Annotated in this window: 14 protein-coding genes and 1 pseudogene; 11 read left to right on the forward strand and 4 right to left on the reverse strand. The window is 67.1% G+C overall.

The window, feature by feature from the left end:
- Positions 1-91 precede the first annotated feature (91 nt).
- On the reverse strand, positions 92-1,213 hold the full coding sequence (gene ald, locus WKC72_RS04650; protein WP_112300018.1) for an alanine dehydrogenase: 1,122 nt from the start codon (positions 1,211-1,213) through the stop codon (positions 92-94).
- Between the two features lie 220 nt (positions 1,214-1,433).
- Between ald and WKC72_RS04655 the strand changes: the two genes are divergently transcribed.
- The 3 genes from WKC72_RS04655 to WKC72_RS04665 all read left to right on the forward strand — a co-directional run bounded on the left by WKC72_RS04655 (position 1,434) and on the right by WKC72_RS04665 (position 4,703).
- Entirely contained in the window at positions 1,434-2,804 is a 1,371-nt protein-coding gene (locus WKC72_RS04655) for an aspartate aminotransferase family protein (protein ID WP_174233809.1), read from the forward strand.
- 89 nt (positions 2,805-2,893) lie between these two features.
- The gene (locus WKC72_RS04660) at positions 2,894-3,922 is read left to right on the forward strand and encodes a phosphotransacetylase (RefSeq protein ID WP_370181866.1); all 1,029 of its coding nucleotides are present in this window, start codon (positions 2,894-2,896) and stop codon (positions 3,920-3,922) included.
- A 49-nt stretch (positions 3,923-3,971) separates the two neighbouring features.
- The gene (locus tag WKC72_RS04665; RefSeq protein ID WP_037230332.1) at positions 3,972-4,703 is read left to right on the forward strand and encodes a sulfite exporter TauE/SafE family protein; all 732 of its coding nucleotides are present in this window, start codon (positions 3,972-3,974) and stop codon (positions 4,701-4,703) included.
- Between the two features lie 7 nt (positions 4,704-4,710).
- On the opposite strand, the gene WKC72_RS04670 is transcribed toward WKC72_RS04665, so the two are convergent.
- Positions 4,711-5,616 (reverse strand): LysR family transcriptional regulator, encoded by a 906-nt coding sequence (locus WKC72_RS04670; RefSeq protein ID WP_037230330.1) that lies wholly within the window; start codon positions 5,614-5,616, stop codon positions 4,711-4,713.
- A gap of 101 nt (positions 5,617-5,717) precedes the next feature.
- Here WKC72_RS04670 and WKC72_RS04675 point away from each other — a divergent pair, with 101 nt between their 5' ends.
- Complete coding sequence (locus WKC72_RS04675; RefSeq protein WP_112300369.1) at positions 5,718-6,773, forward strand: YeiH family protein; 1,056 nt, start codon at positions 5,718-5,720, stop codon at positions 6,771-6,773.
- A gap of 130 nt (positions 6,774-6,903) precedes the next feature.
- Here the strand turns inward: WKC72_RS04675 and map are convergent, their stop codons facing one another.
- Positions 6,904-7,692 (reverse strand): type I methionyl aminopeptidase, encoded by a 789-nt coding sequence (gene map, locus WKC72_RS04680; protein WP_370181867.1) that lies wholly within the window; start codon positions 7,690-7,692, stop codon positions 6,904-6,906.
- A gap of 96 nt (positions 7,693-7,788) precedes the next feature.
- On the opposite strand from map, the gene WKC72_RS04685 reads away from it, so the two are divergent.
- From WKC72_RS04685 to WKC72_RS04710, 6 genes and pseudogenes are all read left to right on the forward strand, one after another.
- Positions 7,789-8,055, forward strand: coding sequence for a helix-turn-helix domain-containing protein (locus WKC72_RS04685; RefSeq protein WP_370181868.1), 267 nt, complete (start codon positions 7,789-7,791; stop codon positions 8,053-8,055).
- A gap of 59 nt (positions 8,056-8,114) precedes the next feature.
- Positions 8,115-8,401, forward strand: a pseudogene (locus tag WKC72_RS04690) (hypothetical protein).
- Between the two features lie 49 nt (positions 8,402-8,450).
- Positions 8,451-8,792 carry a helix-turn-helix transcriptional regulator gene (locus WKC72_RS04695; protein WP_112300014.1) on the forward strand — a complete coding sequence of 114 codons (342 nt, stop codon included), beginning with the start codon at positions 8,451-8,453 and terminating at the stop codon, positions 8,790-8,792.
- 3 nt (positions 8,793-8,795) lie between these two features.
- Positions 8,796-9,281: an SRPBCC domain-containing protein gene (locus WKC72_RS04700; protein WP_370181869.1), complete on the forward strand. Its 486-nt coding sequence runs from the start codon at positions 8,796-8,798 to the stop codon at positions 9,279-9,281.
- A gap of 210 nt (positions 9,282-9,491) precedes the next feature.
- Positions 9,492-10,454 (forward strand): MBL fold metallo-hydrolase, encoded by a 963-nt coding sequence (locus WKC72_RS04705; RefSeq protein WP_370181871.1) that lies wholly within the window; start codon positions 9,492-9,494, stop codon positions 10,452-10,454.
- Between the two features lie 36 nt (positions 10,455-10,490).
- The gene (locus tag WKC72_RS04710) at positions 10,491-12,086 is read left to right on the forward strand and encodes an FAD-dependent monooxygenase (RefSeq protein WP_370181873.1); all 1,596 of its coding nucleotides are present in this window, start codon (positions 10,491-10,493) and stop codon (positions 12,084-12,086) included.
- On the opposite strand, the gene WKC72_RS04715 is transcribed toward WKC72_RS04710, so the two are convergent.
- Positions 12,080-12,661, reverse strand: a complete 582-nt coding sequence (locus tag WKC72_RS04715; RefSeq protein ID WP_009476612.1) for a helix-turn-helix domain-containing protein — start codon at positions 12,659-12,661, stop codon at positions 12,080-12,082. The genes WKC72_RS04710 and WKC72_RS04715 overlap by 7 nt on opposite strands.
- Positions 12,662-12,743: 82 nt before the next feature.
- Between WKC72_RS04715 and WKC72_RS04720 the strand changes: the two genes are divergently transcribed.
- Complete coding sequence (locus WKC72_RS04720; RefSeq protein WP_370181874.1) at positions 12,744-14,120, forward strand: NAD(P)/FAD-dependent oxidoreductase; 1,377 nt, start codon at positions 12,744-12,746, stop codon at positions 14,118-14,120.
- Positions 14,121-14,137: the final 17 nt, after the last annotated feature.

Consider the following 14,137-nt stretch of genomic DNA (forward strand, 5'->3'; position numbering starts at 1 on the left):
GTGGATCCAAGAGTGGCCAGATGTAGGCCGACCCGGCACGCCGAGAAGTTCTCGAACGAGCACTTCTCAGTATGCCGGGCCGGCGGCGAAATCAAACCAGGTTGAGCGCGTCGTCGACGCTGACCGACTCGATCCCGAGTGCGGCACCGACGGCATCGTTCGTCAGGCGCCCGGCGACGGTGCTGACTCCGGCGCGGAGTGCGGCATTGTCCCTGGCCGCGCGGGCGAGGCCCTTCTCGGCGATCTGCAGGGTGTACGGCAACGTCACGTTGGTGAGTGCGTACGTCGACGTGTGGGGCACCGCTCCCGGCATGTTCGCCACGCAGTAGAACACCGAGTCGTGAACCTTGAACGTGGGCTCCGCGTGGGTGGTGGGACGCGAATCCTCGAAGCAACCACCCTGGTCGATCGCGATGTCGACGAGGACGCTGCCCGGCTTCATCCGCGAGACCAGTGAGTTCGAGATGATCTTCGGTGCCTTGGCGCCCGGGACGAGCACGGCACCGATCACGAGATCGGCCTGCATGACTTCCTGCTCGATCGAGTAGGCGTTCGCGGCGAGGGTGCGGATCCGGCCCTGGTACATCCGGTCGGCGGCGCGCAGCTTGTCGACGTTCTTGTCGAACAGGACGACGTCGGCCCAGGTGCCTGCGGCGACGGCGACGGCATTCATGCCCGATACGCCGGCACCGATCACGACGACGCGAGCCGGGGACACACCGGACACGCCGCCGATCAGTACGCCTCGGCCACCCTCCGGTCGCATGAGTGCCTGCGCACCGACGAGCGGTGCGAGCCGGCCGGCGACCTCACTCATCGGGAACAGCAGCGGCAGCGAACCGTCGGGAAGCTGAACGGTCTCGTACGCAACGGAATTGGTTCCGGCGGCGAGCAGTGCCCGGGTGCACTCTTCGCCCGCAGCGAGGTGCAGGTAGGTGAACAACGTGAGGTCCGAACGCATCCGGTGGTATTCCTCGGCGATGGGCTCCTTGACCTTGAGCAGCAGTTCCGCGCTCTGCCACACCGCATCGGCGGAGTCGAGGATCTTCGCGCCGGCGGCACCGTAGGCGTCGTCGCCGATCGACGAGCCTTCCCCCGCACCGCGTTCCACGAACACGTCGTGCCCGTGGGCGACCATTTCGTGGACGCCGGCGGGAGTGGCCGCCACCCGGTACTCGTGGTTCTTGACTTCCTTGGGGATACCGATCCTCATGTGAGACCTCCGTTAGCTGGGGCTGTTCGCCGCTCCGACCACACGCCGTGGTGCCCGAGCGATACCGAAGTCTGGATCACTCTGGCATGGGACCAGAAGGACCAGTTGAGCGCCGTCTGCGAGGACCAGACTGGACCCATCGAATACCGCTCTTCTGGCCCTGACCTGCGGTCTGCCCCGTCGGTATGTTGTGGATCACAGCCATTCGACAACGAAGGAGATGGTCGTGGACGTCACCGAATTGCGAGCACGGGCCCGCCGGCACCTCGGACCTCATTTCACCCGTAAGGACACCTGGGAAAGCGACTTCCCGGTGTTCGTTCGTGGCGAGGGAAGCTATCTGATCGACACCGAGGGGGACCGTTTCCTCGACGGTCTGGCAGGCCTGTTCTGCGTGAACATCGGTCACGGCCGCGACGACATCGCCAAGGCGGCGAGCGAGCAGATCGGAACGCTGGCGTACGCGTCCAACTGGGGCAGCGCCCACATTCCCGCGATCGAGGCGTCCGCGCTCATCGCCGACCTGGCTCCCGGCGATCTCGGGACGACCTTCTTCGTCAACTCGGGATCCGAGGCCGTGGAGACGGCCGTCAAGTTCGCCCGGCAGTACCACCGCAGCCAGGGCAACCCGCAGCGCACCAAGATCATCAGCCGCGAGATGGCCTACCACGGAACCACTCTCGGTGCGCTCTCGGTGACGCAGCTGCCCAAGATCAAAGACCCGTTCGGACCGTTGCTGCCCGGGGTCCGCTCCGTACCCAACACTCTCGGTTACCTCGGCGACTGCGGCCCGGCGAACGAGCTCGACTGCATCGCCGCGATCGAAGCCGTCATCGAGGAAGAGGGCGCCGAGACCATCGCCGCCGTGTTCGCCGAGCCGGTTCAGAACGGGCGCGGCGCCCTGGTCCCGCCGGACGGATACTGGCCCGCGCTGCGCGCGCTGTGCGACAAGCACGGGATCCTGCTGGTCTCCGACGAGGTGATCTGCTCGTTCGGCCGCCTCGGACACTGGTTCGGGCACGGGCTGACCGGTGTGGTTCCCGACATGATCACGTTCGCGAAGGGCTCCACCTCCGGATACGCCCCCCTCGGCGGCCTGATCGTGCGTGAGCAGCTGGTTCGCGAGCTCTACGACTCGCCCAAGGGCGGCGTGTTCACACACGGCGCGACGTGGGGCGGACACCCGGTGTCGACGGCGGTGGCGGTCGCGAACATCACCGCGATGCGCGACGAGAACGTGCTGGGCAACGTCACCGCGCGCGGCCCGAAGTTGAAGTCGGCACTCGACTCGCTGATGAGCGCGCACCGCTGCGTCAAGGACGTGCGCGGCACCGGATTCTTCTACGCGATCGAATTGATGGCCGACAGCGACAGCGGCCGCGAGTTCACCGAGCAGGAATCGCTGACGGTGTTGCGCAAGGTACTGCCGGAGGCGTTCGCCCGCACCAAGGTGATTCTCCGTGGCGACGACCGTGGTGCCACGATGCTGATGATCTCGCCGCCCCTCGTCGCCGACGACGAGGTGCTCTCGGAACTGCTCCACGGCATCGACAGCATGCTCACCGACATCGAAAAGGCAATCCAGCCGTAGGGAACGACACGTTCCCCGATTTCCAGCGGGTGGCGGTCGTCGAGATCGACGACCGCCACCCTTCTTCGTAGTGATGGGAGTGCGAGGCCATGGCCCCGGGCGTCACCGCTGTACCACCCGCCGACGCTGCACGACTGAACGATTCGTCGCTGATCGAGCACTGGATCGCCACCCTTCGTGGGGAGAACCGCGTCGTCGGTCTCGCGGACGGAGAAGACGAACGCGCGATCCGTGCGGCCCACCATCTGCACCACAAATGTGTCGTGTCCCCGCGGCTGTTCGGGCGGCGGGACGTCATCCGGCGCATCGCCGAGGCCGCGGGTATCCCGCTGGCCGAGGAACTCGTCGTCGACGTCGCCGAGGCGGCTGCCGACCCCGCGATCCGTGACGCCGTCGAATCGGGATTCGCCAGGTACCCCGACCGGATCGAGTCGGCGCTGTCCGACCCGGTGTGCCTCGCCGCAGCGGCACTGCGCGCCGGAGTGGTCGACGCCTGCGTCGCGGGTGCGAGCAGGCCGACGTCCGACGTGCTGCGGGCGGGACTGCGCATCGTCGGTCTCGCGCCGGGTTCGAGCATCCTGTCGAGCTCGTTCCTGATGTTGCTGTCGGACGGCAGGCAGTTGACGTTCTCCGACTGCGCCGTCGTACCCGACCCCACGGTCGAGGAACTGGTCGACATCGCGCTGGCCGCCAGCGCCACCCACTTCCAGCTCACCGAGCAGACCCCGATCGCGGCGATGCTGTCGTTCAGCACCCAGGGCAGCGCCAGCCACCCCCGCGTGGAGAAGGTCCGCGAGGCCGCGGAACTGGTGCGCGTCCGGGACCCGCAATTGCACGTGGACGGTGACCTGCAATTCGATGCCGCGCTGGTCGCCGAGATCGGCGCGTCCAAGGCGCCCGGTTCGCGGGTCGCCGGCCGGGCCAACGTTTTGGTCTTTCCCAATCTCGATGCCGGCAACATCGGGTACAAAATTGCTCAGCGGCTCGGGGGTGCAATAGCCTTGGGTCCCATCCTGCAAGGCCTGGCCGCACCGTGGAACGACCTGTCCCGAGGGTGCACCGCCAGCGACATCGAACTGATGGCTCTGGTGAGCGCAGTCCAATCTTTGGCCACCTGAACATCAGACCTGCACGGGAACGTACCACCGGATCGGGAAGGGAGTCGCGATGACGATGCTCCTCATCGGTGCCCTGTGCATCGGCATCGCGTCGGTCATCGGCGGCGCCACCGGGTTCGGGACGGCATTGATCGCGACGCCGGTGATGCTGATGGTCGGCTTCGCCGTTCCCGAAGTGGTGTTCGTCAATCTGGTGGCGGGCCTGATCACGCGAATCGGCGCCGCGTATCAGTTGCGAGAACACATCACTTGGGGACGGGTGGCGCTGCTCGGTGGTGGCAGTCTGCCCGGCGCCTGGCTGGGCGCGGTCACCCTCGGTCTGCTGCCGGAGCAGTATCTGAAGCCGGCAGCGGGAGTTGTGGTGATGCTGTGCGGGCTTGCGATGGCGCTCCCCAACCGGGCGGAGGCCACGCGTGTGCCCTCCACGACCGCGCACGTCCTCACCGGTTCCGTGGGTGGCTACCTCGGAACGACGACGTCGCTCAACGGACCGCCACCGGTCCTGTTGCTGATGCGAGCGCGGTTGCCACCGATGGCTTTCATCGCCGATCTCGCAGGCTATTTCATCGTCGCGAATGTGATGGCGCTCGGTGTCCTGTGGTTCCACGACGAGATCACGGAATCGATGTTCTGGCCGCGCCTCCCGGTCTTCGTCGCCGCCGCGTTGATCGGCAACGTCACCGGGCTGGCGATCGCCCGCCGACTTCCGCCGGGGGTGTTTCGTTCCGCGGTCATCGTCCTGGTGATCGCCGCCGGTGCGGCGACCTGCATTCTCGGGTGACAGCCGCTCACGGCTCGGCACCGACCCGGCGGACCAGACGCACCAGTTCGCCTGCGGGACCGTCGAGCTGACGCGCGCCCCGCCACACGGCCCGCAGCACCCTGTCGAGCTCGAGACCGTCGACGTCGATCACCTTCAGCTCGCCGGCACCGACCTGCTCCGCCACCGCGAGGGTACTCATCACCGCGGGACCGACCCCGGCCAGCACGCTGGTGCGAATCGCGGCGGCGCTCCCGAGTTCGAGAAGCGGTGCCGCCCGGTCGTATTCCTGCAATGCCACGTCGAGCGTGGTCCGCGTGCCGGATCCCGGCTCGCGGACCAGGAGCGGTGTCAGCGCCAACTCGGCGACGGACAGCGCCTTCCGTCGCCGTGCCCACGGATGGGTGGGGTGAACGACGACGACCAACCGGTCATGCGCGACCGTGAGACTCTTCAACGGTCGCGGCACCGTCGGCGATTCGACGAACCCGACGTCGCAGATCCTGCTGTTGATCCGCTCGAACACCTGAGTCGAGTTGTGCACCTGCAGGTGAATGGTCACGTCGGAGTGCAAACGGCGAAACTGCCCCAGCCACCCCGGCATCAGGTGTTCCGCGACCGTCATGCTGGCACCCACCGTCAACTCGGCGGCGCGTTCCGCGCGCAGCCCCTCGGCCACGTCGAGAAGCCGGCGCGTATCGGAGAGCACCCGGCGCGCCCAGTGCGCGATCACGGTTCCCTGCGGTGTCAGTATCGAGCCCGTGGGGCTGCGCTGCAGCAGCGTCATGCCGAACTGGCGCTCGAGTTGCTTGATGGCGCGACTCGCGTTCGGCTGCGCCATTCCGGCGAGTCTGGCGGCAGCGCTGAGGCTTCCGTGGTCGTCGACGCCCACGAGCAACTCGAGAACGGGGAACTCGGGCCATCTGCGGGACATGCACTGAGTATATGACCCTGGCGCAAGACATATCACGATGATATATGTACATGCCGAGATGACGGCTACCGGAGACAGCCGCCGTGACGGACCGTGGATTCATGAGTAGTCAACTGAGCGAATCGAAGTCCGAGGAACAGCGCGTCGAGAGCACGGGAACGCTGCCGCGACTCCAGACCGCCACGGCCACTCTCCTGCCGGGTCTGGCGCTGTGCGCCGTCGCCACCGCCGTCGCGATGGGTGTCGGCCGGTTCCTGCCGACGGTGAGCCCGCTGCTCATCGCCATCGTGCTGGGCGCCGTTCTGTCGAACGCCGTGCATCTGCCCGAACGCCTGCGCCCGGGACTGCAGTTCTCCGCCAAGAAGCTGTTGCGGGTGGGCATCGCCCTCCTCGGGCTCCAGTTGATGCTGAGTGACATCCTCGGACTGGGCTGGGGCGTCATCGTCGTGGTCGTCGCGATCGTGTGTCTCGGCATCGTGGGAACGATGTTCGCGGGCAAGCTGCTCGGCCTGAGCTGGACGCAGCGCCTGCTCATCGCCTGTGGATTCTCGATCTGCGGTGCGGCCGCCGTGGCGGCGGTGGACGGTGTCGTGGACGCCGACGAGGAAGAGGTGATCACCGCGGTCGCGCTCGTCGTCATCTTCGGCACGCTCATGATTCCCGCGATCCCGCTGCTGTCGCGGGCGCTGGGACTCTCCGACACCGACGCCGGCCTGTGGGCGGGCGGCTCCATCCACGAGGTTGCACAGGTGGTCGCCGCGGGCGGCGCGATCGGCGGTGCCGCCCTCGGCGTGGCCGCGGTGGTCAAACTCGCCCGCGTCCTCATGCTCGCCCCGGTCATGGCCGTCCTCAGCGTGCGCCAGCGCAGGCTCGCCGGCACCGATGCCGACGTGAAGCGGCCGCCGCTCGTCCCGCTCTTCGTCCTCGCGTTCCTCGCCTGTGTCGGCCTGCGGTCGTCCGGCCTGCTGCCGACGGGCCTGCTCGCCGAGGCCAAGATCGTGCAGACCGCCCTCCTCACCGCCGCGATGTTCGCCCTCGGCGCCGGCGTCCAGATCGCCACGATCAAGAAGGTCGGCGCACGCCCCTTCGTCCTCGCAGGCATCTCCACCGTCTGGGTGGCATCGATCGCCCTGGTCGGAGTCCTGCTCGCGGGGTGACACCGCCACCCACCTCCTCACCCCCTTGCCCCCGTCGTGTCCCCCGCCGCGACGAACGGGACGCTCGTTGCGTCAGATCGAACGAGCGTCCCGTTCGTTCGGCGGGGACCGTCGTCCGGGGGCCTGGCAATCACAGTGCAGATGCAGCGACCTGTTCCCGGCGCGTCAGCACGAGCGGCGCGCCGTCGGTGATCGCGATGGTGTGCTCGCTGTGCGAGGTGCGCGATCCATCGGCCGAGCGGATGGTCCACCCGTCGGGGTCGTAGACGATCTCGTCCGTGCCGGCGGCGAACCACGGTTCGAGGGCGAGGGTCAGCCCCGGGCGCAGTGTGAGTCCTCGGCCCGCACGTCCGGTGTTCGATACGTGCGGATCTTCGTGCATGGTCCGCCCGAGCCCGTGACCACCGAACTCGGTGTTGACCGGGTACCCGTACTCGGCGGCGACCGCGCCGATCGCCGCAGACACATCGCCCAGCCGGTTGCCGGGTAACGCGGCGGCGATTCCGGCTGTCAGGGCCTTTTCGGTGGCTGCGATGAGGCGCGCGTCCTCGGGTCGTGGATCGCCGACGATGATGCTGCGGGCGCAATCGGCGACCCACCCGTCGATGGAGACTGCGATGTCCATGCTCAGCAGGTCCCCGTCCTGCAGCACGCAGTCGTGCGGCAGGCCGTGTAGGACCGCGTCGTTGACCGACAGGCAGATGACGTTGCGGAACGGTCCGCGCCCGAATGACGGCGCATAGTCCCAGTAGCACGACGTGGCGCCGCGCTGGGCGATCAACTGGCGGGCTCGGTCTTCGAGCTCGAGCAGATTCACGCCCGGTTCGGCGCGGTGTTCGAGATCGTCGAGCAACTCGGCGATGAATGTGCCGGTGACGTCCATCGCAGCGACCTCGCGGGGTGTTTTCAGTTCCAGCACCAACTACTCCTCTTCGTACGCACAAATTCGGTATTAAAATACCACTCTAGACCGCGGGCTGGGATTTTCATACCGCTGCAGGGTTAGACTGCTCGCATGGTGCGTCTCCCTCTGACCCCGGAACAGCTGGCCGCAGGCAAGCGCCTCGGTCATCAGCTGCGGCAGGCACGGGGTGATCGCACCCTCGCCGAGGTCGCGCAGGAGGCCGGGATCTCACCGGAGACTCTTCGAAAGATCGAGACCGGGCGGATGGCGACACCCGCGTTCACCACTGTCGCGGCCCTCGCCCGGGTGCTTCCCCTGTCGCTCGACGAGCTTGCCGACACCTGCCTTGCCCACACCGGTCTCCGGCAAACCGGGTAACAACTCCCCACCTCGACCAGCGCTGCCCGCAAACAGTATTCAGATCCGAGGCGGGTGGTATGCGCGGCCCTCGGGTGCTGTGGCCGGATGCAAGTGAGAGAAGTTCCAGCCAGATCCTCCCGAAGGTCCGAGACCCTCGCTTCGTCACGATCCGCCGCGGTGGGACCCTCACCGACTCGGATCATCAGCTTCTGGCCCTGCAGCGCATGAACTCGGTGCTGCCGCGCCGGAGGGTGAGGGCGAGGCGGCCGGACGACGTGAATGCCGGTGGCAGCGTGACCAGCTCCCTGAGGTGATTCGCGAGCTCGTACGTCGAAGGTGCCATCCGCGCCCACTCGCATCCTGAAAGTCGAAGCAGCCTTGCACATACAACCAATCGGTTGTATGTTCTAAGGGTGTCAGAAACAGATGAGGACCGGGCCGATGCCCTGTTCCACGCGCTGTCCGACCGAACGAGGCGCGACATCATGCGTCGCGTGCTGGCCGGCGAGCATTCCGTCTCGGCACTGGCAGCGAAATACGACATGAGTTTCGCTGCCGTACAGAAGCACGTCGCCGTCCTCCAGAAGTCCGGCCTACTCGTCAAACGACGCAGCGGCCGTGAACAACTCGCCACGGGCGATGTGGACGCAGTTCGCGCAGTGTCGTCCATGCTCGCCGAGCTGGAACAGGTCTGGCGTGGACGTATCGCACGCATTGACGAACTGATCGCAACACAACCCCAACGGAAGGAATGAACGATGCCTGTCACCAATGTCAGCCACGACATCGATGCACTGACCCTGACCATCACCGCCGAGTTCGCCGCCCCCCGAGTACGGATCTGGCAGATCTATGCCGATCCGCGCCAGCTCGAAAAGATTTGGGGCCCACCGACATACCCTGCCACAGTGGTCGACCATGAGTTCGCCCCCGGCGGGCGGGTCACCTACTACATGACCGGGCCCGAGGGTGACAAGCATGCCGGTTACTGGAACATCATCTCCGTCGACGAGCCGACCGGCTTCACCTTCACCGACGGATTCGCCGATGCGGATTTCACCCCGATCGAATCGATGCCAGTGTCCACCAACGAGTTCTCATTCCAGGACAAGGACGGCGGCACCATCGCCACCTACGTCAGCACCTACGCAACCGCCGAAGGCCTCCAGCAGGTGCTCGACATGGGCGTGGTGGAGGGCGCCTCGCAGGCGATCGGCCAGATCGACGACCTCATCAAGGGTTGAGCCTGTCGGGTACCCACCCCCGTCTACCCACCCCCGTCGCGACGAACGGGACGCTCGTTGCGTCAGATCGAACGAGCGTCCCGTTCGTCCGGTCGGTCGGCCGCGGGCGCAGGGATACCAGGCCGATTTTTGATCAAGGCTTTCATTATTTTGTGATCCGGGTTACTGTGGCCACCATCAATCAAACCTTTGATTAGTTAGGTGGATCGCATGAGCCCCACAAGCTTCGCTTCGTCGGCCGACCTCGGTGAGAAGGAGCAGACGCTCGAGGTCCTGGCCGACGGCGTGTACGCCCTCACCGCCGAGGGGGATCCCAACATCGGCGCCATCGAGGGCGAGGACTTCGTCGTTTGCTTCGAGGCACTCGCCACCCCGGTGGCCGCGCAGGACTGGTTGCGCAAGCTGCGCGAGCACACCGACAAGCCGGTCCGGTACCTGGTGCTCTCGCACTACCACGCCGTCCGCGTGCTCGGTGCGTCCGCGTTCGACGCCGAGACCGTCGTGGCGCACGAGACCACCCGCGCCCTCATCGAGGAGCGTGGAAAGGAAGACTGGGCTAGCGAATTCGGACGCATGCCCCGCCTCGCCAAGGCTGCCGACTCGGTGCCCGGACTGACGTGGCCCACCCTGACGTTCGCCGACAAGCTCACCATCGACCTCGGCGGCGGACGCGGCGACCTCGTGCTCCAGCACTTCGGCCGCGGCCACACCGAGGGTGACATCACCGCGTGGCTGCCGAAGCAGAAGATCCTCTTCGCCGGCGACCTCGTGGAGGCGCAGGCCGCGCTCTACACCGGCGACGCGTTCCACCGCGACTGGTCCACCGGCACCCTCGACCGGATCAAGGCGCTCGGCGCGGAGGTCCTGATCGGCGGACGCGGCGCCGTCTCCCACGGGCGGGAGGCCGTCGACGCCGCCATCGAGCAGACCCGCCATTTCATCGAGGTCATGTTGGCCGAGGTCGGGGCGGTGCAGCAGCGCGGCGGCACCCTGAAGGAGGCGTTCGAGGCCACCCACGCCGCACTGAACGACCAGTACGGGCACTGGCCGATCTTCGAACACTGCCTCCCGTTCGACGTCTCCCGCGTGTGGGACGAACTGTCGGGCATCGAACGGCCCGTCATCTGGACCGCCGAGCGTGACCGCGAGGTCTGGGACCAGTTGCAGGGCTGACGTCCGTCACCGTTTCACACTGACAAGGCGAGGATCATGGGAAGACGACACACCCGCGGCGGCACGGTCACCGTCGTGGGCAACGGCCCGGTGGGGCAGACGACGGCGTTGCTGCTGGCACGCTGGGGCATTCCGGTCACGTTGCTCGACGCCCGGGCCGAACGGGACCCGATCGGATCGAAAGCCATCTGCCAGCAGCGGGACGTCCTCGAGGTGTGGGACGCGATCGGCGTCGGCAGGCAACTGGCCGACGAGGGCGTGACGTGGGGGTGCGCCCGCACCTTCCACCGCGACCACGAACTGTTCGCGCAGACCTTCGTCGACCGCGGCATCTCGTCGTTCCCGCCGTTCGTCAACATCTCCCAGGCACGGACCGAGGAACTGCTCGACGAGCGGATCGCGGCGACGCCGTCGATCGACGTCCGGTGGGGATACGAGGCCACGTCGGTGGATCAGGACGAGACCGGCGTGACCATCACCTGCCGCACCGGCTCCGGGGAGGAGACCGTCAGGTCGGACTACGCGGTGGTGGCCGTGGGGTCGCGGGGCAGCGCGATCCGGCGGCAGCTGGGTGTCACGTTCGACGGTCGTTCGTTCGACGACAAGTTCCTGATCTGCGACATCGCCGCCGACATCCCGGGCTGGGCCGATGAACGCCGCTTCTATTTCGACCCCGAGTGGAACCCGGGCAGGCAGGTGCTCATCCACCCGTGCCCGGACTCGACGTTCCGCATCGACTGGCAGGTGCCCGGCGAGTACGACCTCGAGGCCGAGGAGAAGTCGGGCGCGTTGGACGCGCGGATCCGGAAGATCATCGGCGACACCGACTACCGGATCGTGTGGAAATCGGTGTACCGCTTCCACTCCCGGGTCGCGAGCCGAATGCGCGTCGACCGGGTGCTGTTGGCCGGCGATGCCGCGCACATCGTGTCGCCATTCGGGGCGCGCGGACTGAATTCCGGTGTCGCCGACGCCGAGAACGCGGCATGGAAGCTCGCGTTCGTCCTGCGGGGCTGGGCCGGCGAGTCGCTGCTCGAGACGTACCACACCGAGCGGCACGCGGCGGCCGTCGAGAACATCGCGGTCACCACGGCGACGATGGACTTCCTCGTCCCGCAGTCCGAGGATCAGCACCGGCACCGGCGCGACGTGCTCACCGCGGCGGTCACCGACCCGGAGGCGCGGGCCCACGTCGACAGCGGACGCCTCGCCGAGCCGTTCTGGTACGTCGAATCACCCGTGACCACAATCGATTCGCAGCGACCCTTCGCCGGGCGCCCCGACCGCGGCTGCACCCCGGCCGCGGCGCCGGGAATCCTGGTGCCCGACACCCCGGTGACGTTGCAGGGCGGTGCCGGCACCCGGCTCCGCGCCATCGCCCGGCACGGAATCCTGCTTCTCGCGGGTGACGGTGTGGACGTCGACGAGATCCGCAGCGCGGCACTCGACACGGTGCACACGCCGATCCGCCTCGTCCGGCTGTCGGAGATCGACAGCACCGGCGTCCTCACCGCCGCGTTGGACGCGAAGCCCGGTGAGGTGTGGGTCATCCGCCCCGACGCGTACGTCGCGGCGGTCACCGACACAGTCGACGGGCTGATATCCGCATTGCGACGGGTGACGCTTCAGTAGCTCGGTGGCGACATCATCCAGAGCGCCACAGCGGGCTTGCCGTCGATCTCCCGGGCGCGGTGCGGGCTGGCGCTCGAGTACGCGACGCTGTCGAGTGCGTTGAGCACGTCGGTGTGCTCACCGACGGTGACCTCGATGCGGCCGGAGATGACGAGCAGCACTTCTTCGGAGTCGCCGTGTGCGTACAGCTCGTCACCGGTGGTCCCGTACGGGTCGAACTCCCCGATGAACGATTCGAGCTGGCGATGGGTGGTCGGCGTGATGCGGACCTTCCGCGCGTTGGTGCCGAAGGCATTGAAATGCGCGGTGCGGTACCGGTGCACAGCGGTCGTCGATGCCTCGGTGAACAACTCGCCGACGTTCATCTCCAGGCACGCGCAGATCCTCTGCAGGGTCGCGATGCTGGCAGTGTTGCGGTCCCGTTCGAGCTGGCTGAGAAACCCCTCACTGACCTCGGCTTTTGCGGCGACCTCGGCCAGCGTCAACCGCAGCGCGCGCCGTCGTGAGCGCAGTCGCGCACCCAGTGAATGGGGATCGACCGCTGGCGAACCGTCGTCCGTCGATGCACTTGACATACCTCAGAAAGTACATCAGCCTTTGGTTGTGATCAAGATAACTTGATCGTAGGTAAAGAAAAATTGACCGGGGAGTCTCTGCATGCGAAACGGCCACCTTTCCCACTGGATGTCGCGAGATGATCTCGACACCCCCGCGACCGTGCCCTTGGACCGCGACGAGGAAGTCGATGTCGCGATCGTGGGCGGTGGACTCTCAGGACTGTGGACCGCGTGGGCCCTCACCCAGGCCGACCCCACACTGTCCGTCGCCGTGTTCGAAGCCGAGCGTCTCGGATTCGGAGCCTCCGGACGCAACGGCGGTTGGTTGTCCGCGAAACCCGTTGGAATCCGCGATGTTCTGGCACGTCAACACGGTGGTCGTGCCGGCGTCCTCGAGATCGAACAGCGACTGGAAGAATCCATCCACGACGTCGTCGACGTGCTCGGCGCTCAGAACATCGACGCCCGCCATGGCGGCTGGATGCAGGTGGCCCGCTCGGCCAGCGAACAGAACCGGATCGAAAACTACCTTGCCAAGAGCCGTAGCTGGGGCGTCGACGAAGGCCGCCTCCGCCTCCTCACCGCCGCCGAGGCGAGCGAGCGGGTGAACATCGCCGGCGTGACGGGCGCCCTGCACTCACCGGACAACTACTGCGTGGATCCCGTGAAGATGCTGCTCGCCCTTGCCCGGACCGTTCAAAAGGCCGGGGTACGCATCTACACCTCGTCGCGGGTGGACACGATCGAGCCCGGCCGACTCGCCGTCGGCGCTCACACCGTCCGGGCACGTCGGCATGTCGTGGTCGCCACCGAAGGCTATTCCTCCCGGCAGCGGGGACAGCGCCGGCGGATGCTCCCCCTCAACAGCGCGATGCTCGTGACCGACCGGCTCACCGGCGATCAGTGGGAGCAGATCGGCTGGGCGCACGGCGACGGCGTGTCGGGTGCAGCCCACACGTACTTCTACGGCCAGCGAACGCCCGACGGGCGCATCGCGATCGGCGGCCGCGGTAAGCCGTACCGCTTCGCCTCCGGAGTAGACCGCGACGGTGAAGTCGACCAGCACACCATTGCCGCACTGACCAACCTCCTGGCGGACTTGTTCCCACAAGTCCCCCTCGCCGCCGCCCACGCGTGGTGCGGTGTGCTCGGGGTGACCCGCGACTGGTCACCGTTCATCGACAACGACCCGAGTAGCAAGATCCTGCGCGTGGGCGGCTACGCCGGCCAAGGGCTGACGGCCGCCCATCTCGCCGGCCGCATCGCTTCCGACCTGATCCTGCAGGGCGATACCAAGCTCTCCACGTTGCCGTGGGTTCGTCAGATGCCCCGACGCTGGGAACCCGAACCGCTCCGGTGGATCGGCGCACACGGCCTCTACCGCATCTACTCGATCGCCGACGTTCTCGAGGCTCGAGCGGCCGGCCCTCGCACCTCCCGACTCGCGCTGCTGGCCGACAAGATCGCCGGGCGCTGATCTCTCACCACCAGCAC

It is taken from the genome of Rhodococcus wratislaviensis (assembly GCF_041228765.1).
Taxonomy (GTDB): domain Bacteria; phylum Actinomycetota; class Actinomycetes; order Mycobacteriales; family Mycobacteriaceae; genus Rhodococcus_F; species Rhodococcus_F wratislaviensis.